The sequence below is a fragment of the Protofrankia sp. Cas3 genome, from assembly GCF_963555955.1.
Lineage (GTDB): Bacteria > Actinomycetota > Actinomycetes > Frankiales > Frankiaceae > Protofrankia.
In genome coordinates this window covers 1-20,608 of the sequence record NZ_CAUVXP010000075.1, presented here as the reverse complement: position 1 = coordinate 20,608, position 20,608 = coordinate 1, and the positions used below count along the sequence as shown (strand labels likewise).

Annotated in this window: 15 protein-coding genes; 11 read left to right on the top strand and 4 right to left on the bottom strand. The window is 66.6% G+C overall.

All coding sequences use genetic code 11. The features are described from left to right. Positions 1-131: 131 nt before the first annotated feature. On the top strand, positions 132-1,340 hold the full coding sequence (locus tag U9983_RS15240) for a glycosyltransferase (RefSeq protein ID WP_322754661.1): 1,209 nt from the start codon (positions 132-134) through the stop codon (positions 1,338-1,340). Here U9983_RS15240 and U9983_RS15235 read toward each other — a convergent pair. Continuing rightward, positions 1,306-2,238: a glycosyltransferase family 2 protein gene (locus U9983_RS15235; RefSeq protein WP_322754660.1), complete on the bottom strand. Its 933-nt coding sequence runs from the start codon at positions 2,236-2,238 to the stop codon at positions 1,306-1,308. The genes U9983_RS15240 and U9983_RS15235 overlap by 35 nt on opposite strands. 143 nt (positions 2,239-2,381) lie before the next feature. On the opposite strand from U9983_RS15235, the gene U9983_RS15230 reads away from it, so the two are divergent. The 7 genes from U9983_RS15230 (at position 2,382) to U9983_RS15200 (ending at position 11,035) form a co-directional block, all read left to right on the top strand. Continuing rightward, positions 2,382-3,407 carry an SDR family oxidoreductase gene (locus U9983_RS15230; RefSeq protein WP_322754659.1) on the top strand — a complete coding sequence of 342 codons (1,026 nt, stop codon included), beginning with the start codon at positions 2,382-2,384 and terminating at the stop codon, positions 3,405-3,407. Next, positions 3,407-3,955, top strand: a complete 549-nt coding sequence (locus U9983_RS15225) for a dTDP-4-dehydrorhamnose 3,5-epimerase family protein (protein ID WP_322754658.1) — start codon at positions 3,407-3,409, stop codon at positions 3,953-3,955. The genes U9983_RS15230 and U9983_RS15225 overlap by 1 nt, the downstream gene beginning before the upstream one ends. 138 nt (positions 3,956-4,093) lie before the next feature. After that, positions 4,094-5,377 (top strand): class I SAM-dependent methyltransferase, encoded by a 1,284-nt coding sequence (locus U9983_RS15220; RefSeq protein ID WP_322754657.1) that lies wholly within the window; start codon positions 4,094-4,096, stop codon positions 5,375-5,377. A gap of 29 nt (positions 5,378-5,406) precedes the next feature. Next, positions 5,407-6,744 carry a hypothetical protein gene (locus U9983_RS15215; protein WP_322754656.1) on the top strand — a complete coding sequence of 446 codons (1,338 nt, stop codon included), beginning with the start codon at positions 5,407-5,409 and terminating at the stop codon, positions 6,742-6,744. 25 nt (positions 6,745-6,769) lie between these two features. Further along, positions 6,770-7,723 carry a hypothetical protein gene (locus tag U9983_RS15210; RefSeq protein ID WP_322754655.1) on the top strand — a complete coding sequence of 318 codons (954 nt, stop codon included), beginning with the start codon at positions 6,770-6,772 and terminating at the stop codon, positions 7,721-7,723. Between the two features lie 317 nt (positions 7,724-8,040). After that, the gene (locus U9983_RS15205) at positions 8,041-9,675 is read left to right on the top strand and encodes a Wzz/FepE/Etk N-terminal domain-containing protein (RefSeq protein ID WP_322754654.1); all 1,635 of its coding nucleotides are present in this window, start codon (positions 8,041-8,043) and stop codon (positions 9,673-9,675) included. Positions 9,676-9,802: 127 nt separating this feature from the next. Beyond that, entirely contained in the window at positions 9,803-11,035 is a 1,233-nt protein-coding gene (locus U9983_RS15200) for a hypothetical protein (RefSeq protein ID WP_322749550.1), read from the top strand. A 13-nt stretch (positions 11,036-11,048) separates the two neighbouring features. Here the strand turns inward: U9983_RS15200 and U9983_RS15195 are convergent, their stop codons facing one another. Beyond that, complete coding sequence (locus U9983_RS15195) at positions 11,049-12,356, bottom strand: DUF4910 domain-containing protein (protein ID WP_322754653.1); 1,308 nt, start codon at positions 12,354-12,356, stop codon at positions 11,049-11,051. Between the two features lie 6 nt (positions 12,357-12,362). Beyond that, positions 12,363-13,208 (bottom strand): sugar phosphate nucleotidyltransferase, encoded by an 846-nt coding sequence (locus U9983_RS15190; protein WP_322754652.1) that lies wholly within the window; start codon positions 13,206-13,208, stop codon positions 12,363-12,365. Positions 13,209-13,584: 376 nt separating this feature from the next. Here U9983_RS15190 and U9983_RS15185 point away from each other — a divergent pair, with 376 nt between their 5' ends. From U9983_RS15185 to U9983_RS27905, 3 genes are all read left to right on the top strand, one after another. Then, positions 13,585-14,784 (top strand): glycoside hydrolase family 26 protein, encoded by a 1,200-nt coding sequence (locus U9983_RS15185; RefSeq protein ID WP_322754651.1) that lies wholly within the window; start codon positions 13,585-13,587, stop codon positions 14,782-14,784. A gap of 240 nt (positions 14,785-15,024) precedes the next feature. Then, on the top strand, positions 15,025-18,606 hold the full coding sequence (gene mfd, locus U9983_RS15180) for a transcription-repair coupling factor (RefSeq protein WP_322754650.1): 3,582 nt from the start codon (positions 15,025-15,027) through the stop codon (positions 18,604-18,606). A gap of 204 nt (positions 18,607-18,810) precedes the next feature. Further along, entirely contained in the window at positions 18,811-19,047 is a 237-nt protein-coding gene (locus tag U9983_RS27905) for an HIT family protein (protein ID WP_416211403.1), read from the top strand. Here the strand turns inward: U9983_RS27905 and U9983_RS15175 are convergent. After that, positions 18,985-20,154 carry a 4a-hydroxytetrahydrobiopterin dehydratase gene (locus tag U9983_RS15175; RefSeq protein ID WP_322754649.1) on the bottom strand — a complete coding sequence of 390 codons (1,170 nt, stop codon included), beginning with the start codon at positions 20,152-20,154 and terminating at the stop codon, positions 18,985-18,987. The two genes, U9983_RS27905 and U9983_RS15175, sit on opposite strands and share 63 nt — an antisense overlap. Positions 20,155-20,608: the final 454 nt, after the last annotated feature.

The window sequence follows — 20,608 nt, the reverse complement described above, 5'->3', positions numbered from 1 at the left end:
CTTGGGGTAACCATTCGGAGTCATCGACCTCGAATGTCGCGCCTTCGCTGTGGGTGCGGACATGCCTCGGCCGGTCGCTCGTAACGCGTCCAGGTGCGATGTCCGGGTGAACTGACGTAGGGGAGCGGCTGATGGCTGGCACAGAGCACTGGATCGTTGCGGTCGAAGAGCCGTTCCTACCCGCGGACGCCGGTGGCCGAGTGGAGACGTTGATGTTTCTGGCTGCCGCATCGGCGGCCGGGATCGGGTTGCGGGTGCTCGTCCCAACACCGAAGGCGCTCGACCTGGCTGCCTACCAGGCGGCGCTGCCGGGCGCTGTGGTCATCGAGCTGCCGCGTAACCTGACTCCGCTGGCGCATCTCAGGCTGCGGCCGTATGCCTACACCTCACGCCCGCTCGGCGCCCTGGCGCGTGTCCTTGCCGTCACACCGCCATCCGCCGATGCTGTGATCAGCTACAGCTGCCGGGTCGCACACCTGGGCGAACAGGTTGCCCGCGCATGGCGCATTCCGCACCTCGTTCGTGCCCACAACATCGACTCGGAGTACTTCCGGGCGTTGGCGGGCGCTGCCACGGGGCTGCGGGCGGTGGCCTACGAACTTGAATATCGCAAGCTCCGCAGGGCCGAGCGTGTTCTGCACAGCTCGCCGACCGTGACCTGTATCGCGGACATCTCCGTGGACGACCATGCCTGGCGCAGGGAGCGCTGTGGTGCGCGCGCGATCCACCTGCCGCCCTTCCTGCCCGCCCAGGTGGCCACGGCGTCCGCCGCACATGTCGTGACCGAGCGCGACCCTGGCCGGTTGCTGTTCGTCGGATCGCTGGACACCCCGACCAACACCGAGGCGCTGCGGTGGTTCCTCACGGTTTGCTGGCCGACCGTCCGCGTCCGACACCCGCAGGCCTCGCTCCAGGTCGTCGGCCGGCGGGGGGACCCCGGGCTGGTGGCCTGGTTGCGAGGTCACGACCGGGTCAGCGTCCACACCGATGTCACCAGCGTGCAGGGATACATCGCCGGCGCGGCGGTCTCGCTGAACCCGATGCGATCGGGCTCCGGGGTCAACATCAAGGTGGTCGAGGCGATGGCGGCTGGGGTTGCGGTGGTGAGCACCCGGGTCGGCGGCCGTGGCCTCGGGTGGGTACCAGGGCGTGACCTGCTGATCGCGGACGACTCCACCGGGTTCACCGAAGCGGTCTGCAGGCTGCTGGACGCGCCCGGGTTGGCCGAGCGGATCGGCGCGTCCGGCCGCGCGTTCGTCGCCCGTGAGCTCGACCGGGACATCCTGCTGGAGCGGATGCGGTCGGCTATGGCGCAGGTGGCCCGGCCAGGAGCCCCCTGAGGTATGAGCGGTGTTCGGCCGCGGCGGTCGGGTTGCGGCGCGCCCATGACAGCAGCGTGCGGCCCGCGTATCCGGCCACGAGCATCGCCTGCATCTGCCGCACCCGTCTCGGGGTGTTGTGCATGGCCAGGTAGTTCATCATGGACGCGCCGCGCATCTGCAGCATCCAGATCTTCGGTGCGCCCGAACCACCCGCGCTGTGCGTTACCAGCAGGTCCGTCCGTAGCCGCTGGCGCAGGCCGGCTTCACGGATCCGCCGTCCCAGCGCCATGTCTTCGTTGTAGACGAAGAAACTTTCGTCGAATCCGCCTACAGTAAGAAATGTTTCGCGCCGGACGGCCATGCAGGCCCCGGTGAGCCAGTCGACGTTCATCGGGCGGCCGGGCTCGGGGCGGGCGAACAGGCCGACGGTCGGGGCAATCTTGTGCGCTCCGATCACGTGCATGAGGACCCGACGAGGCGTCGGCTCCCAGCCGCCGTTGCCCAGCTCCGGCCGGTTGTCCGGGCCTGTCATCGTGGCGGCGCTGGTGGCGAGGCCGGGATCACTGCGGACGTCGTCCACGAGTTTGATCATGATTTCAATTGATGGTCGGCTGTCCGGGTTTCCGAAGATCAGATATTCGTGGTGCGACGTCCGCACCCCCATGTTCGCGGCCTTGGCGAACCCCTTGCCGCCACCGGAGTCCACATAACGACCGCACGGCATGTCCGCAACGAGTTCGTCGACACGGTCCGCGCCGCAGGCGTTGTCGACAATCACGATCGGGATGTTCGCGGGCAGGCCGGCAAGCATCTGTTCGAGTTGATCTCGGCTGTGATAGCTGACGAGCACAAGCTCGAACGGCCATTCCTGTTGACCGTCGGGGGATATAACCGTGACTGGCTGTACGTTGTGCACTCTGCGAGTGTGTCATATCACTGCAGGTGTTTGCTGGCCGCTCTCGGGTCCGATTGACGTGATGATCCGACTGAAGTGGGTATCCACCAACGGGGTTCGCCGCCCGGCGGCTCCGGCGGCTCCGGCGCGAGGAGGACACGCGGATGAAGGTGCTCGTCACCGGTTCCGAGGGTTACCTGGGCGCCCTGGTCGCACCCGAGCTGATGCGTGCCGGCCACGGGGTCCTCGGCCTGGATACGGGCTACTACAAGTTCGGCTGGCTCTACCGGGGTGCCGACCGTAGCCCGCAGACCCTCGACAAGGATCTACGCCGTGTCACGATCGAGGATCTGGCCGGTGTAGACGCGATCGTGCATATGGCCGAACTGTCCAACGACCCGCTGGGTGAACTCGCACCGGAGGTCACCTACAAGGTCAACCACGAGGGTTCCGTCCGGCTGGCAACGCTCGCGAAACATGCCGGGGTGTCCCGGTTCGTCTATATGTCGTCGTGCAGCGTGTATGGCGTCGCGGCGGGCCCCAACGTCACCGAGACCGCCGTTCTGAACCCGCAGACGCCGTACGCACGCTGCAAGGCTCGGGTCGAACGCGATGTCGCCTCCCTGGCAGGCGAGGATTTCTCGCCCACGTTCCTGCGTAACGCCACCGCGTACGGCGCGTCTCCCCGGATGCGGTTCGACATCGTGCTCAACAACCTCTGCGGAGTCGCCTGGACGGCCGGCGAGATCGCGATGACCAGCGACGGGACGCCGTGGCGTCCGCTGGTCCACGGCCTGGACATCGCCAAGGCCATCCGGTGCGTGCTTGCCGCGCCACGTGAGTTCATCCACAACGAGGTGTTCAACGTCGGCAGCAGCACGCAGAACTATCAGATCAAGGAGATCGCGGACGCGGTCGCGAGCGTCTTCACCGGTTGTCGGCTGAGCTTCGGTGCCAACGGCGGGGACACCCGCAGCTATCGGGTCGACTTTGACAAGATCAATGATGCGCTTCCCGGCTTCTCCTGCGACTGGGACGCTCCGCTGGGGGTCAGGCAGTTGCACGACGTCTTCGCGCGCATCCAGCTTGCCGGGGAGACGTTCACGGGCCGGGGGCACATCCGGATCAAGCAGCTCCAGTATCTGATCGACACCGGCCAGGTCGATGACGATCTTTTTTGGACGTATTGATGATCATAATGTCGACCGAGCTGGCCGGGGTCTTCGTCGTGGATGCCGAGCCGTTACCCGACTCCCGCGGTCTTTTCGCCCGGACCTTCTGCGCACGCGAGTTCGTCGCGGCGGGCCTGGCGCCCGAGGTGGCCCAGTGCAGCATCGCCTTCAACCACATCGCCGGGACGATCCGTGGGATGCACTGGGCGGCGCAGCCGGTGCGGGAGACCAAGCTCGTGCGCTGTACCCGTGGGGCCATGTTCGACGTTGCCGTGGACGTCCGCCCCGGGTCGCCGACCTACCTTCACCACGTCGCCGTCGAGCTCACCGCGGACAACCGCCGGGCCCTGTTCGTTCCGGCTGGTCTGGCCCACGGGTACCAGACGCTCGTCGACGCCACCGAAGCGACCTACCAGATGAACGTACCCTTCGAACCCGGCCATGACCGCGGTGCCCGCTACGACGACCCGCGGTTTGCAATCCGCTGGCCGCTGACTGCTACGGTCGTCTCCGCCAAGGACCGTGCCTGGGCGCTGCTCGACGAGCCACCGGTTGCCGCCGGCTGACCGGTGGTGGGGTTCATCACCCGTGGTAGGCGGTCCGTCATTCGCGCGGGCGCCACATCCATCCGACCCAAAGCCATTGATCATACCTAAAGCCATAGATGGTACCTAAAGCCATAAATACCATGCCGAGGGGGCCGCATGTCAACCGAGCACGCCGGCCAGTCAGTGACCCGTGGACAGGCCGTGGCCGTGCCGGTCACGGCCTGCCGCTCGTGCGGTGGGCCGTCGCCGCGCCCGTTCCTGACGCTTGGATGTACTCCCATCGCCAACCGGCTGCTGCGGCCCGACGACCTCGCCGGGCACGAGCCGGTCTTCCCGCTGGAAATCGGCTTCTGCGAGTCGTGCGCACTGGTCCAGCTCACCCATGCCCTGCCGGCGGAGGAGATTTTCGACGCGGACTATCCGTATTATTCATCGTTTAGTGACATGCTCTGCCGGCATGCCGAAAAGCATGTGATCGATCTGATCGCCAGCCACAACCTCGGTCCCGACAGTCTCGTCGTGGAGATCGCGAGCAATGACGGTTACCTGTTGCGGGCCTTCGTCGAGCGGGGGATTCCGGTGCTCGGTATCGAACCGTCACCGGGTCCCGCGGCGGCGGCCCGTAAGATCGGTGTGCCGACCCGTGCGGAGTTCTTCGGCGCAGACCTCGCCCGGGCGCTGGTTGCCGATGGTCTGCGCGCGGACGTCATCATCGCGAACAACGTGCTCGCGCACGTACCTGATCTGAACAGTTTCGTCGCGGGGATGTCAATCCTGCTCGCGGACGACGGAATCATCACCGTGGAGAACCCGGGTGTGGGGGCGCTGCTTGCCAACACCGAGTTCGACACGGTCTACCATGAACATTTCTGTTACTTTTCCACAATCGCCGTGGACGCCCTCATGCGTCGCCACGGACTCAGCATTGTCGAGGTGGCGGAGTTTCCCGAACTTCACGGTGGCACGCTGCGCTGGCGGCTGCGGCGGGCCGCGGCCGATCGGGAGTCGCCGCAGGTCCGGGAGCGCCTTGAACGTGAACGCGCGGCCGGCCTGGACACCTTCGAGCGCTACGCCGGCTTCGGTGCTGATGTGCGCGAGCTCCAGGCCGAACTGCTTGCTCTGCTGCGAGAGCTGGCCGGACAAGGCCGGACGGTGGCCGGCTACGGCGCCGCTGCCAAGGGCGCCACCCTGCTGAACTCGAGCGGCATCACCACCGATCTCGTCCAGTACGTGGTCGATCGCAACGTCCACAAGCAGGGCAAGTACATCCCGGGGGCGCGTACGCCGATCCTCGCCCCGGCGGTCCTGGCCGAGCGCAGACCCGACTACCTGCTCCTGCTGGCCTGGAATGTTCGGGACGAGATCATGGAGCAGCAGGCCGCCTTCGCCCGGCGTGGCGGCAAGTTCATCGTGCCTGTTCCTCGACCGGTCGTTTGCTGACGCCGGAGCACGGTGTGCCTGAGTGCGGTGTGCCTGAGTGCGACGACGGCCGGTGCCGACGGCACGCCGGCCGTGCCTCCGGGCGGTCCAAGGCCATGTGGACGCTGGGCGACCAGGTCATCTCCAGCGGGACCAACGCGCTCATCGCCTTCGCGGTCGCCCGCCGGGTTTCGGCGGGCCAGTTCGGCGCGTTCTCGATCGCCTTCGCGCTGTTCGCGCTGGTCGTCGGGTTCTCCCGGGCGGCTGGCACATCACCGTTGGGCATGAAGTATGCCGACGCCGCCCCGCGGATCTTCCGGGCGGCGGGCGCCGCGGCGACCGGCACGGCGCTGGTTCTCGGCATGATCACCGGTGGATGTCTGGTAGCCGTCGGTGCGGTGCTGGGCACCACGGTCGGTGCGGCGATAGCCGCGATGGGTCTGGTCATGCCGGGCCTGCTCCTGCAGGATGCGTGGCGTTACGTGTTCATCGCCGAAGGCAGGCCCGCGAAGGCCGCCGTGAACGACATGGTGTGGACCGTGATCCAATTGGGCGGCGTGTTCTTCCTGCTCCGTCATGGCGTCGGGTCGTCCGCGACGTATCTGCTCGTCTGGGGTGGAGCCGCCGCGGCGGCAGCCCTGGTGGGGATCGCCCAGTCCGGCTTCTGGCCCGCACCGGTCAGGTCCCGTGAATGGATCAGACGGCACCGCGAGGTCGCGGGCTACATGAGCGCCGAGTACATCACTGTTCAGGGCGCCCAGCAGGGGTCGACACTGCTGATCGGCGTATTCGGCACCGCGATCGCGGTCGGCGCGCTGCGTGGGGTCCAGACCCTCCTCGGCCCGACCACGATTCTCGCCGTCGGCATCATCAGTTTTGCGATTCCGGAGTTCTCCCGTCGGCGGGATATGTCCGCCCGCGCCCGCATTCGATCCGCGACCATGCTTTCATGTCTGGTCGTCGGTGCCGGCGTGCTGTGGGGCGCGTTGTTCCTTCTTGTTCCCGACCGCGTGGGCGTCGCGTTGCTGGGTGACACGTGGGCGCAGACCCGTGGCATACTCGTTCTGACAATCATCCAGCAGGCGGGGGCGGCTGCCACGGTCGGTCCGGCGTGCATGCTTTATGCGCTTGGCCAGCCCAAGCTCACTTTCCGCGCCCACTGTGTGCTCGCGCCGGCCCTGTTCGTGTTCCCGGTCGCCGGTCTGGCGCGCTACGGTTTGCAAGGGGCTGTCGTCGGGTACATCATCGCTTTCTGGATGACCGTGCCGTTGTGGTTCGTGCTGCTGCACCGAGCCGCGCACCGGGCCGAGGTTCCAACCCGTGACCTGCTCGGGTCTGCCGAGAAGGCCGTGTCCAGAGGGCCAGAGGCGATGCGGACGGTATGTTGACCGGTCGGAATCGTCGGGGCGGGCGGTGAGATATCGTGAGTTCGCGGTGAGACTGCACATCATCTATCGATCCGTCGGCAGCGAGAACCGCAAGGACCGACCGGACTTCTACAACAAGTCCCTTGCGCTGGCGTCACTGTTGCGTGCGGTGGACAATGTCGATATTGAGACCGAGCTTGTCTTCGTCAACGACGGGCCGGTTCCCGCCGGCCGCCTGGAGATGATGTCGGAAGCGGGCGAGGTTCTCAGTGTCCGTTGCGGCAGCAACCGGTCGTCATACCGGTGGGTGCTGCGACTACCTCGGCAGCGGGGCTGGTCACCAGCCGATCTTGTCTGGTTCTCCGAGGACGACTACCTCTATACCGGTGCGAGCCTGCGCGATCTTGTCCGGGCCGCGAACGAGCTGGACCGCGCCGATTACTTCACTCTCTACAGCTCGATGCGTTTTGATCCCGCGGCCACCCGATGCTCGCCGTTGATCAGTTCGGCGACCCGCTCCCAGGGTGATCCCGATGCGGTCCTGCTGGGCACGGCGCGCTGGTACCGGGCGGTGAGCGCCACCAGCACGTTCGGGGCCCGGCTCGGGGCGGTGCTCGCCGACGAGCGACTGTTGCGTACCTCCCCGTTCCTCGGCGAGGCATGGGACCAGGCCACCTGTCTGGCCTACCAGGGATACCGGCCGTTCGGCCTGCGGGAACTCGCTGGCGGCAGGCCGGATCCCGGGCACATGGGGCGGCCTCGGGCTGCGGCTCGCCGGGTCGCGCTGATCGGCGTACGGACCGCCGCCAACGCGGTCACACTTGCGCGGCCGCAACACGCGCGGCGGACCCTGGTGGCACCTGATCCAGATCTGGTCACGCATATGGAGCAGCGGTTCCTGGCACCTGGCACCGACTGGGCCGCTGTGGCTACGGCGGTCGAGCACTGGTCACGCAGTCGTGGTCAGGAGACGTCGTGGGCCCCGAAACCGGGGGCCTGACAGGAGCCTGTTTCACAGCAGGTTCCAGGAGATGACCAGGGGGTTTGCGCAGCTGTGCACCGACGTTTCGGGGCACCCGGTTGCGACTGTGCGCAACGGGCTATGCTCACAAGCTGACTCCGTCGCCATGGAATTGTGTGCGCGGTGGAGGAGTCTTGGCCAAAGGATGCGCGATCATGGTTCTGCGCGTATCCGGGCCATCAGAAACAGGGGGCTGCGATGTTTTCGCGATCCGGGTGGCACGAGGGCGGCCGATCCCTTCGTTCCCGTGGGATCTTCGAGGTGCTGATCTCACCTGAGGCGAGGGGAGTGCGCAGGTGACCCCGGTTGCGCAGCCGTCAGCGGAGGCGACCCGGGGCCTTGGGGGGGTGTCCCTGCTGCGGGTCCTGGGACGCCGCTGGTTGGCGATTGTCATCGCGGTGGTTATCGGCGCGGCACTGGCGCTCATCCTTGCCAAGCGGCAGGCTCCGGTGTATCAGGCGACGGGCCGGGTGTTCCTGAGCACCTCCGACGCGGCGCTCGGCGGGGGCTCGGTCGATGCCACCCGGGTCGTCCAGACCCAGGCCCAGTTCGCCGCCTCCACCGCGGCTCTGGACCTGATCGCCGAACAGCTCAAGGTGTCGCGGCCCTATGTGGCCAAACGGGTGAAGGTCACGCCGTCGGCGGGAGGCTACTTTTTCACGATCGTCGGCAGCGGCGGCACCGACGAGCAGTCGGTGCGGTTGGTCCAGGCTACCGAGAGCGCCTATCAGCAACTTCTCTCCCAGTATGGGGCGGACAGCAGTGGCGCTGTCGATCGGCTTACCAAGCTGCGGGACGAGACCTACAAGAACCTCCAGAGGCTGCAGGCCCAGCAGGCGGCTCTGCCTCGTAACGCGGACGAACAGGTTCTTGCCAGCCAGATCAGCAACCTCAACTCACAGATCGCCGATCTCAACCGACGGATTCCCGAGGCACAGGTCAACGCCGCGTTGAGGGCCGGTTCGGTGACGCTGGCCGAAGCTCCGCGTTCTGATGGCAAGGTCGCACCGCAGCTGTTCCGTGACGCTCTGGTTGGCGCGTTGGTCGGGATGTTCCTGGCGGCGGCAGTGGTCTGGTGCGCCTATCTGCGCCGGCCAACGGTTCTCGACGGGCGCGGCGCGGCCCTTGCCCTTGATGCGCCATTTCTTGTGGAAATTCCTGATCGACGCGGCAGCGGACTCCCGACCGACACGCTTGTCTCCGCCATGTCCGCGGTATTGGCACCAACCGTCAAAGTGGTGGCGCTCGTTCCGGCGATGCGAGGCGATCTGGGTGTCGATCTGGTGGCGGCCGTCTGCGCAAGCTGGTCAGACGATCAGGGAGTTGTGCTGATCATCGACGCCTCCCCGGAGCCCGACGTCCGCGCGACGTTGGAGCACCTACCTCGAGCGGTTTCCGGTGAGCTGCCCCGCTGGGCGCACGAGCCGACCTGCCTGGCCCGCTCATCCGGCACCGGACGAGGGCATCTGCTGTACAACCGGGTCGCGCCGGCACGGGCCGCCCGGCCCGGTGGGCTCGCGCCCATCCTGGCGGACCGCGCACCCGTTGTCGATCTTGTTATCCTGTTGACGCCGGCGCTCAGCGAGCTTCCGACGACAGCGGTATCCGCCGCGCAGGCGGATGCCATCATCGTTGTCGCCAGCGGCGATTCCCTGCTCAAGGAGCTGTCCCGGGTGCCGCGGCACTGGCCGGCCCTGGCGGGGCGGATCGTGGGCGTGGTCTTCGACGGCCGATCCGGCGTCCGTCGGTCCGCGCGCAATGCGGCGCCCGCGCGCGCCGCCGATGACGTTGTCGGCCCGATCGTGGGTGCCGGTGGTCGTGCTGCCTCCGCGCCGGGCGCATCGTCGAGGGCGTCGATGGACGCCGGGCGTCGCCGGCGCGGCAACAGGGAGACTACGGACAGATATGTCCGTCCCACCGGTAAGCATTGAGCGCCTGGACGGCGCTTGGCGGCACTTCGCGGTTGGCGGCACGGGTGGCTGACGCTCGGACCAAGTGGTCGGCGCGGGATGGCTGTCCATGGTGACACGGTTGACAACCCGCATTCCACGGAGCTGGGTGATCCCTGAGCCGCCGGCGGCGGTGACCGACCCCGCCGCCGACCGCCGGACACTACGGCTGCTGACGGTGCTGCTGTTCGGTGAGGTCTTTCTCCAGCGGCTGGCGGTCCCGGTGGGTTCCACCCAGGTGCCACTGATGCTGCCGGGAGTTCTCGCCGGCGCCGTGGTGCTGCTCGCGTGGGGTGACCTCGCGGCCAACATGGGCCGAACCAGGGCCTACCTGATCGCCATGGCGGCGTGCGTCAGCGCGGCGTCGGTCGCGTTCATCCGGGGCCTTGACGACAATTCACTGACGTCGCTGCTCCTGCTGGTGGTGACCTATGCGCCGTTCTGCTATGGCCTGCGCGCCGACGTATCGGCGACGCTGTTCCCCCGGGTACTGGACCGTTTTGCGATCATGACGGCGGTGCTGGCCGGACTCGCGGTGGCGCAGTTCGGCCTGCAGCTCGCGGGCTGGCACTACCGCGACATCATCGGCGGCATTCTCCCACCCGACCTGGTCATGCGGAACTTCAACACGTCATATCCGGTGGCCTACGGCTCCAACCTGTTCAAGGCGAACGCGTTCGTCTGCCTGGAGCCGTCCTTCTGTTCGCAGTTCCTCGCCATCGGTCTGGTCGTTTCGGTGTTGCGGGGTGTCCGCTGGTGGCGACTGCTGCTACTCGTCGTGGCCATCCTGGCCACGGTCTCGGGCACCGGGGTGATTCTGCTGGCCGCCGCGCTTGTGCTGCTCGCGGTCCACAAGGGACCTCGATTTGCGATCACGGCGGCGACGGGTCTCGCGCTGGTCGTGACCATCGTGAGCTTCACGCCGGCTGCGGATGTCTTCGCCGAGCGCGCCACCGAGACGTCCACGAGCAGTTCGAGTGGCAGCCTGCGTTTCGTCCAGCCCTACACCCGGACCTTCGACCGGCTCGGCGGCGATCCGTTGACCGTGCTCTTCGGCTCCGGTCCGGGCTGGTCCGACCGTGACGCCGACCAGTTCATGCACAACACCGGCCTGCCGTTGAACTATGCCATGCTGCCCAAGCTCGTCCTGGAGTACGGCCTCGTCGGCGGGACGGCTTTCCTCGCACTCGTCGTGTTGGCGTTCGCGCGCGGATCCCCGTCGTTCGTCCTCTCCGGTGCGGTACTGGTCTTCTTCACGGTGCTGTCCAGCAGTCTGCTCAGCCCGGTTGTCGTCTACCTCGGGTTGCTCCTGGTGACCTGGTTCGCGCGCGACATCTGGTGACGCCCGGGCCTGGTCAGGTCAACAGACCGACCGCCGCGAGCGCGTCCGCCGCGTCCGCGACCGTGTCGAACGGCAGGTCCGCACGCTCGGCGATGTCAAGCATGCTGTTGGTGCCGTCGGCGAGGTTGAGGACCCACAGCAGGCCCATTTCGACCGCATCGCGCCCGAGGGTGGCGCCGATCGAGCGGTACAGACCCCGCCGTCCCAGCTGCGGCTCCCCGAACGGGGACGTGTTGGTCCAGGTCCGGTCCCGCTCGCAGATCTCGATCGTACGCATGATGATCGCGAAAGAGTCGCCAAGGCTTTCCGGCGTCACGAGGTCCATGTTGTCGGCGGAGGTGTGGTATTCCGGGTACTCGCCGTGCTGGCTGCGGCCGAAACGGCCTACCGGCAGGTTGAAACCGGGCGAGCAGAACTGGCGCTCGTCATACCCGTACGGAGAGAAGTCGACCACATGGTGCGGTCGATCAGTTTCTTTCAGCGCCCGCGTCGCGGCCCGGTCGATGACCGCGTCGCCGCGTCGGCTGTGTTTGTATGTCGGCTGTCCGCGGTCGCCGAGCCCGGTCAGCACGAGACCGTGCTCAACCTGTTCGACGGCGTGGCGGTTGTGGGCGAGCCACGTGATCGCCCCGATCGTCCCGGGGATGAACAGGATCCGGTAGGTCAGGCGCCGGGGCCGGTCCGCGAGTGCCCCGGCGAGCAGCGTCGCCATGGCGATACCGGAGGCGTTGTCGTTCGCCATGCCCGGGTGGCAGACGTGGGTGGTCAGGAGGAACTCGCGCGGACCGCTACCGGGCAGGAGGATCTCGGCGAAGGTCAGTGATCCGTCGGTGAGCGTCGTGTCGATGTGCACCTGGTACTCACCCTCGGCAAGCTCGCGCCGCTGCCGGTCGGGTAGGCAGAAACCCCAGGTCTCGCGGTAGTAGGAGGTGCGGTACGGCACCCAGTCGGGTCGGTCGGGCAAGGAATGCAGGTGCGGCGCCAGGTCGGGGAGGGCAAGCCGGGTGTATGTCGGTGCGCTGTAGTTCACCAGGTGCAGTGGATGGTCGGCGACATCAAGGATGCGCTGACCGTCCGGGCCGGCGAGCCATGCCTCCCGGACATTCCACTCCTTGGGCACCGTCCAGTCGAGCACCGGCGTGCCGGTGGGAATCTCACGTACGGTGAGGGGGACCGCCGGGTCAAGTGCCCGCCGGACCGTGGCCAGCGTTCTGCGCACGCCGTTGCCGGTGATGCTGCGCATCGCGGGGGTGAGCTCGGCGACCAGCTCGTACAGATGCGCCCCGAGCGCACTGGTCGTCTCGTCGGGAATGCGCGACACGCGAACTCAACGTTTCCAGACGCACCAGGGTGCGGCGCCGGAGTCCCAGAGCTGGTTGAGTTCGGTCCAGTCCCGGTAGGTGTCCATACCCATCCAGAAGCCCTCGTGAGCGTGCAGCGTGAGTTGGCCCGCGTGCGCGAGTCGCTGTAGTGGCCGACGTTCGAGGAGTAGGTCGGGGTCGTCGTCCAGGTAGCCGTCAACGAACTCATGTTCGAAAACGAAGTACCCGCCGCTGACCCAGCCGGACGACGGCGGTTTTTCCGCGAATCCGGTGACCGTGTCGGCGACGGTGGCGAGTTCGCCGTAACGGCTGGACGGCCGGACCCCGGTCACCGTGCCGATCCGGCCGGCGCGTTCATGATTGACAAGTACGGCGGTGAGGTCGACCGTGCTGAGTCCATCGCCGTAGGTGAGCATGAATCTGGGCTCGGTCAGATATTCGCGTACCCGGGCCAGCCGTGCCCCGGTGCCGGTGAGTAGGCCCGTCTCGGCGAAGGTCACCTCCCAGTCCTCGTCGCCGGCCGCGTTGTGAAACGTCGGGGTGTGGTCGTCGGTGAGGTGCAGAGTGAAGTCCGCCACCTGCGCACGGTAGTTCAGGAAGTAGTTTTTGATCGAGTCGCTCTTGTAACCCAGACACAGGATGAAACGGCGAAATCCATAATGTCCGTATGTCTTCATGATGTGCCAGAGGATCGGTTTGCCACCGATGTCGACCAGTGGTTTGGGAAGTTTCTCGCTCGCCTCGCGCAACCTGGTGCCCATCCCGCCGCACAGGATGACGACCGGAATATCCGGCACATCACAGCTTATCCATGACTGTTCATTACCGGCGGGTTTGGTATCTGTTGTCACGACTTCTTCTTTTCTCCCGTGATCGACCCGGTGGCCGCCCGGAGCGGAATACGTGGCACGGTTGTTCCCGCGCAGGGCTGGCCGTATTCCTGGCAACGCTCACCGGAATGGGCCGCGGGTGGCGGCCACCACGATCGGCCGCCAGCTTTGATCGTCACGGACGCCGGTGCGGGCCCGGCCGGGCTGCCCGCCGTCCGTCGGCTCCCCTTCGTTACAGTTCGCGGGGTATCCGACGTCGCATTAAACGTTTTCGTTGACTGCGATGATCTTCGGCGATTCGTGACTGCGTGATCGAAGATCATTAAATGGTCAAAGGGTGCACGATCATGGTTCTCTTCGGGCGCCCGGCGGCCCCGGACGGTATGGGGGTGGGTGGGTGCGGCGTGGTCGGTTGGACCAACGACTCCTTCCCGTTGCCGGCGTCATCATCGCCGCGGTTCTCGCGTTGACCGCCTGGCGGTTGACCCCGGCCGGAGCGCACCAGGCCGGGTCAGACCCGCCAGGCACGCCACCGGTGTCCGCAGGCGGCCTGGGCGCAGCGGCCCCGACCAGCGCGTCGGCTACGGCCACGGCCACGGCCACGACGGGTGCTGGTGCTGGTGCTGGTGCTGGTGCTCGTGCTGGAACCACGGTCGGCGGAGATGAAGCTGCCGCGGCGCCGGTGCCACGGGTCGCACCGGCAACTCATTTCGGCCCCTTCCCGAGCGGTGTGGCCGCCGGGACGCTTGCCGAGGCGAACGCGTGGGCGACCTTTCGCGGCCGGCCCAACGACGTGGTGGTCACCTACACCGACCGGTCTAGCTGGCACACGATCGTCCGCCCGTGGATCGGACGAGACCGCAACCACTTTGCCGGATTCCCCGGCAGCTGGGTTATCAGTCAGCCATTATTCCCGGAGTCCGGACCGGAAAGGGGCAACCTGGCGGACTGTGCCGCGGGCGCGTACGACGGCTACTGGCGCGATTTCGGACTCTGGCTGGTGGCAAAGGGGCGCGGCAGTTCGTTCGTCCGGCTGGGGTGGGAGTTCAACGGCACGGGGTTCGCGTGGTCCGCGGTCAATCCCATATTGTGGATCACGTGCTACCGTAATGCCGCGTCCGCGATCCGGCGGGCCGACGCACAGGTTCGCCTCGACTGGAACCTCAACGCGCACGGGTCGGTCGGCGTGGCTGACGCGTTCGAGCTGTATCCGGGGGACGCCTATGTCGATGTCATCGGCATAGATGCCTACGATCAGTATCCGCCGAGTGTTGACCCGGCGACTTTTGATGCACAGTGTAACGGTCTCGACGGACTGTGCGGAGTGGTCCGCTTCGCCCGGCTGCACAACAAGCTGTTCTCGGTGCCGGAGTGGGGGGTGGTGGCGAAAGAAGGCTCGAAGGCCGGGCCGCTCGGCCAGGCCGGCGGTGACAACGCCCTGTTCATCGCGAAGATGTACCAGGTATTTGTTGATAATGCCGATATACTCGCCTATGAGGCATATTTCAACGAGGACAGGGCTGGCAACGTCCGGTCCGCACTGATCAACCCAACCGTGAACCCGGTGGCCGCCCGTGAGTACCAACGCCTGTGGTAGCGACGTCCGGACGAGGGAACCTACGGTCAGGAGGGTCGTGGCGCGGCCAGCGCACGGTGGTGGGAGCACGGCCGTCAGGGTGGGGGATCCCTCGGCGGGTAAGGTTGGGCATAACGCCTCGCGCGCTGGCGTCGCGAGGTGCTTCGTGAGGACGCTCCGGTGCGCGGCCAGCGACCGGGTTTGCGACGTCGTGTCCGTCTGTAAGATTGCGTCGTTCTTCGAGAGGCTCGGGACGCACCTATGACCCTCGCCCCGCTGTTGGACGTTCTGACCGCCAGCCCGGGTGCTGATCCGGCCCTGGCCCGTGCCCTCGCCTCGGTCGGTGAGCTCCGGCTTGACCTGTCGGCGCCGGCTGCGCTGCGGCCGTTCGCCGCTGCCGCACTCGCGGGCCGGGGTGGTCGGACGGTGCTCGCCGTGACCGCAACCGGTCGAGAAGCAGACGATCTTGCTGCCGCGCTGTCGAGCATGATTGATCCCGCCTCGGTCGCGGTGTTTCCGAGCTGGGAGACCCTGCCGCACGAACGACTGTCCCCGCGGGCCGACACGGTCGGGCTCCGGCTTGCCGTGCTGCGCCGCCTGGCACATCCGCACAGTACCGGCCAGCGGCCGCTGTCGGTTGTGGTCGCGCCGGTCCGGGCTGTCCTGCAGCCGCAGGTCGCCGGGCTCGGTGACCTGGAACCGGTGTCATTGCAGGTCGGTGACAGCGCCGATCTCAACGACGTGGTGGAGAAGCTGGTCGGGGTCGCCTACCATCGGGTCGACCTGGTGGAGCGGCGTGGCGAGATTGCGGTCCGTGGCGGCATCCTCGACATCTTTCCGCCCACGGAGGAACATCCGCTGCGGGTTGAATTCTTCGGCGACGAGGTTGAGGACATCCGGCCGTTCTCCGTGGCTGATCAGCGGGCGCTGACCGATACCGGAGATGCCGACGGTGGCCGTCACCGGCTGTTCGCGCCGCCCTGCCGGGAGCTGCTGCTCACGCCCGAGGTCCGGGCCCGGGCCCGGGAACTTGCCGCAAAGCATCCCGAGATCCTCGACATTCTTGACAAGATCGCGGATGGCACTCCCGTCGACGGCATGGAGGCGCTCGCGCCGGTGCTGTCCGACCGGATGGTGCTGATGCTCGACGAACTACCCGCCGGAACGCATGTGCTGGTGTGCGACCCGGAGCGGGTCCGTGCCCGCGCCGCCGAGCTGGTGCGCACCAGCCAGGAGTTTTTGGAGGCGTCCTGGAGCACGGCCGCGCTTGGCGGCAGTGCGCCGATCGACCTCGGCGCGGCTGCCTACCGCTCGATCGCGCAGGTCCGCCAGCGTGCCGCCGAGATCGGCCTGCCGTGGTGGTCGGTCAGCCCCTTCAACGTCGGTAGCGGTAGCGGTGCCGGTGCCGGCGAGGAAGATCTTGACGATAACTCCGTCATCTCCAGCCTGCGCCCGGCTACCTCGTATCACGGTGACACGGCGCAGGCTGTCGCTGACATCAAGGGCTGGCTGGCGGACTCTTGGCGCGTCCTGTTGATTACTGAGGGACATGGGCCGGCTCAGCGGCTGGTCGAACTGCTGCGGGATGCCGATCTCGGCGCTCGTCTCACCGACGATGCCAATCTTTCCCGCGGTGTCGCCACGGTCACCTGCGGTCAGCTGGGGACCGGTTTCGTCAGCGATCTGCTGGGGCTCGCCGTCCTGACTGAGACCGACCTCGCCGGTCAGCGCGGCGTGACCACCCGGGACATGCGCCGGATGCCGCACCGCCGCCGCAAGGGCATCGACCCGCTGGCGTTGCGTTCCGGTGACCTGGTCGTCCACGACGCCCACGGGGTCGGCCGCTACGTCGAGATGGTCACCCGGACCGTTGCCGGTGCAACCCGCGAGTACCTCGTTCTGGAATATGCCAAGGGCGACCGCCTCTACGTCCCGACCGATCAGCTTGAACAGGTCACCCGCTATGTCGGTGGCGAGGGTCCGAGCCTTGACCGCATCGGCGGCGGGGACTGGGCCAAACGCAAGGGACGCGCCCGCAAGGCCGTCAAGGAGATCGCCGGCGAACTCATCCGTTTGTACAGCGCACGGATGGCTGCGCCGGGGTACGCCTACGGGCCGGACACTCCCTGGCAGCGGGAGCTGGAGGACGCCTTTCCGTTCCGCGAGACGCCCGACCAGCTCTCAGCCATCGAGGAGGTGAAGGCCGACATGCGCAAACCCGTCCCGATGGACCGGATCATCTGCGGCGATGTCGGCTACGGCAAGACCGAGATTGCGGTGCGGGCTGCATTCAAGGCGGTGCAGGACGGCAAGCAGGTCGCCATTCTCGTCCCGACCACGCTGCTCGTCCAACAGCATTTGCAGACGTTCTCCGAGCGGTATGCGGCATTCCCGGTGACCGTGCGGGCGATGTCGCGGTTCAATTCCGCGTCCGAGCAGAAGGCTGTGCTGGAAGGGCTCGCCAAGGGTGGTGTCGACATAGTCATCGGAACCCACCGGCTGCTGTCGTCCGCGTCCCACTTCAAGGATCTCGGCCTGGTGATAATCGACGAGGAGCAACGGTTCGGCGTCGAGCACAAGGAATACCTGAAGAAGATGCGGACCGCGGTGGACGTGCTCACGATGAGCGCCACCCCGATTCCCCGGACGTTGGAGATGTCGATCACCGGTATCCGGGAGCTGTCGACGATCGACACCCCGCCGGAGGAACGGCACCCGGTGCTCACCTTCGTCGGCCCGAGCGACAACCGGCAGGTCACCGCAGCGATCCGGCGCGAACTGCTGCGAGAGGGCCAGGTTTTCTTCATCCACAACCGGGTGGAGTCGATCGACGCGGCCGCGGCGAGGCTGCGCGAGCTCGTCCCGGAGGCGCGTATCGCCACCGCCCACGGCCAGATGGGCGAGGACGCCCTCGAACAGGTGATGGTCGCGTTCTGGGAAAAGCAGTTCGACGTGCTCGTCTGTACCACGATCGTCGAATCCGGGCTCGACATCTCCAATGCCAACACCCTCATCGTGGAACGTGCCGACGTGTTCGGTCTCTCCCAGCTGCACCAGCTGCGGGGACGTGTCGGGCGTGGTCGGGAACGCGCGTATGCGTACTTTCTCTACCCGCCGGACAAACCGCTCACCGAAACCGCGCACGACCGGCTCGCCACCATTGCCCAGCACGCCGACCTCGGCGCCGGGATGGCCGTTGCCATGAAGGACCTGGAAATACGCGGAGCTGGTAACCTCCTCGGCGGCGAACAGTCCGGGCATATCGCCTCGGTCGGTTTCGATCTCTATGTGCGTATGGTCGGCGAGGCTGTCGCGGATTTCAAGGGGACCGCGGTCGAGGAACTGCCCGATGTCAAGGTGGAACTCCCGGTGAACGCGAGCCTGCCGCACGACTACGTCCCGAGCGAGCGGCTGCGTCTGGACGCCTACCGGCGCCTCGCCGGTGCCGCCGCCGACGACGACATCGCCGAGGTGCGTGCGGAACTGCTCGACCGGTTCGGCGCGCTGCCGGAGCCGGCGGAGAACCTGCTCGCGGTCGCGTCGCTGCGCGTACTCGCCCGCCGCTACGGCGTCAGCGAGATCACCGTTGCAGGCCGTCAGGTGCGGTTCGCCCCGCTGGAACTGCGCGAAAGCCAGATCATGCGCCTGCAGCGGCTGTACAAGGGGTCCGTGGTCAAGCAGGCGGTGCGTACCATCCTGGTGCCGGCACCGGCGGAATCCCCGCGGATCGGTGCCCGGCCGTTGCGCGACCGCGCCGTCCTCGCCTGGGCCGCCGGCGTACTGGACGCCGTCGTGGGTGACTCGATAGCGGCCGCCGCCACCGCAGCATCCGCATCCCGCTGATCCGCCGTTCCGCTTCCCAGGATCATGTCTTTGAGTGTCGCGACCCGCCGGATCCGTTCCAGATGCGTCAGATCCCGGAGGCCCTCATCGTGACCCCTGCGTGTTCTGTGCGATCGTCCACGGCACGGCGCCCGCCGAGATCGTGGCCGCACGACCGAGACGGTGGCGATCATCCCCCACAACCCCGTCACCCGCGGGCACACCATGGTTCTCCCGCGCCAGCACGCCCGGGATATCTGGGACATCACGCCCGCGTCCTGGGCGTCGACCATGGCCTACGCCCACCAGCTCACCGCCCACCTACGCGAAATCCACCAGCCGGCCGGACCCAACGTCATCCAGTCCAACGGCACGGCGGCAACCCAGACTGTGTGGCACCTACACATCCATCTTGTCTCCCGTTGGCACGGCGATCGGTGTGGCCCGATCTGGCCGGCGTAGGATTCCCGTAACAACCAAAACAACCGGAAATGGGGAGCCGTCGCCCTTTTCTGACCTATTCGGTGTGTGTGGCGCGGCCCCTGGTATCAGCACTTCTCCGGTTTCCGGAAGGTGGTTGATCGTGACGTTCAGGATGAGGGGAGTTTCAGGGTGGATGTGTCGCCTCCAGCGAACTTGTCTGGAATTCGTAGCCCGATGATGAACGCCCGCTCGCACGGTTACTAGATAGGGGTCGAGCGCCAGCCACGAGTCGTCGCGGCCGGAAAAATCGCTGAATGCGCGGTCGAGGTATAGGGCGAGGACTATGTCCCGGTCCGAAATCCGTTGCCCGATGTCCCAGGTCGTCAGGTAGACGTTCAGAGTGCGCCAGACGTTTTCCCACCGTGGATGGTGCCATATCGTGATGCAGCCGGGAACGACCAAGCTCATGAATCCGATGGCGTCCGTGAACGTCTTGAACTTATACTCGCGGAAGAGTTCTACCCGACTCTGTGACTCGGCCCCAGGAAACGGGCTCGTGGTTCTTCGCCAACGGTGCAGAGATCCGTTCAGCGCGGCGTCAATCCGCTCGTCCGACAAGGGATCGGGTTTTTCCCGCATTGGCGCCGGGTAGAGACCGAGGTCCGCATGATTCTTGAGCGGAGCCTTCGTCAGCGCCTCGATCCTGCTTATGATTAGTTTGGTGTCGTGATCCCAGTAGTCGCGTCGTATCTCAACCGCCTGGTGACGGGGAAGATCAGCAAGTGAAGTTGGGAACTTGTCCGTGGGCGGCATCCGGGCACCTTGCACAAGAACCGGGAGAACCGCCTTTTTCGTCGCGAGTGCATTCTCGAGTTCTCGGCGTACCCAATCATCTGGTTGATCTATCCTCCGATAGCCGAACTCGTCGCTTACGCGTAACCAGTTCACGCCCATGACAGCGAGGACAACCGGGGCAGCCTGGAGCGCGTCTTCGACCTCGCGAGGCCACTCGTCGCCTATCCCTATCGCGGACGTGTCGAGGAAGACGGCCGCGTCTCCGAGCTGTGCGCGAAGCGTCTCCTGAAGCCTTCCGGCCTCGGCACTGGTGTCATCTCTCCGGTAACTGATGAAGACGACTGTTTCCACCACTGCCCACCTCACGACCAGTCGACACTCTCATTCCCGGGACGCAGACGATTCTAAAGGGAGCGGCCGGGTACGCCTGCCCGCGTCGGCTGAGCCGGCAACACCGGTTGGCGATCCGGCTCTGGCCGATGGGGCCGAACCGAGCCGGATGGGGACTGTCCGACCATCCCATCTCACTGCACTGCACTGCACTGCACCTGCTGCGCTGTGGTCCGCGATGGATCCAGTGGCGGTCGGGCTGATATGCACACCCAGTACGAACAAATGTTCGACTTTGTGGGCATTTCGGGTTATCGTTGATCTATGCAGAGCGCCGCCGCCACCCCAGGCCCGGGCCGGGAGCATCCCGTCCTCGCCGGGCTGGACGCGGTCGCTACCGGCGTGGACGCCCTGGCGCAGGCGACGGTGTGGTCGCTGTCGGATGCCGAGCTGCTGGCGGCGTTGGAGGACGGCG

What these genes read in the sequence shown, in the direction of transcription:
- U9983_RS27905 (WP_416211403.1), top strand. Translation starts at nt 18,811, where the DNA reads ATGGTTCTCCCGCGCCAGCACGCCCGGGATATCTGGGACATCACGCCC.
- mfd (WP_322754650.1), top strand. Translation starts at nt 15,025, where the DNA reads ATGACCCTCGCCCCGCTGTTGGACGTTCTGACCGCCAGCCCGGGTGCT.
- U9983_RS15225 (WP_322754658.1), top strand. Translation starts at nt 3,407, where the DNA reads ATGATCATAATGTCGACCGAGCTGGCCGGGGTCTTCGTCGTGGATGCC.
- U9983_RS15220 (WP_322754657.1), top strand. Translation starts at nt 4,094, where the DNA reads ATGTCAACCGAGCACGCCGGCCAGTCAGTGACCCGTGGACAGGCCGTG.
- U9983_RS15230 (WP_322754659.1), top strand. Translation starts at nt 2,382, where the DNA reads ATGAAGGTGCTCGTCACCGGTTCCGAGGGTTACCTGGGCGCCCTGGTC.
- U9983_RS15240 (WP_322754661.1), top strand. Translation starts at nt 132, where the DNA reads ATGGCTGGCACAGAGCACTGGATCGTTGCGGTCGAAGAGCCGTTCCTA.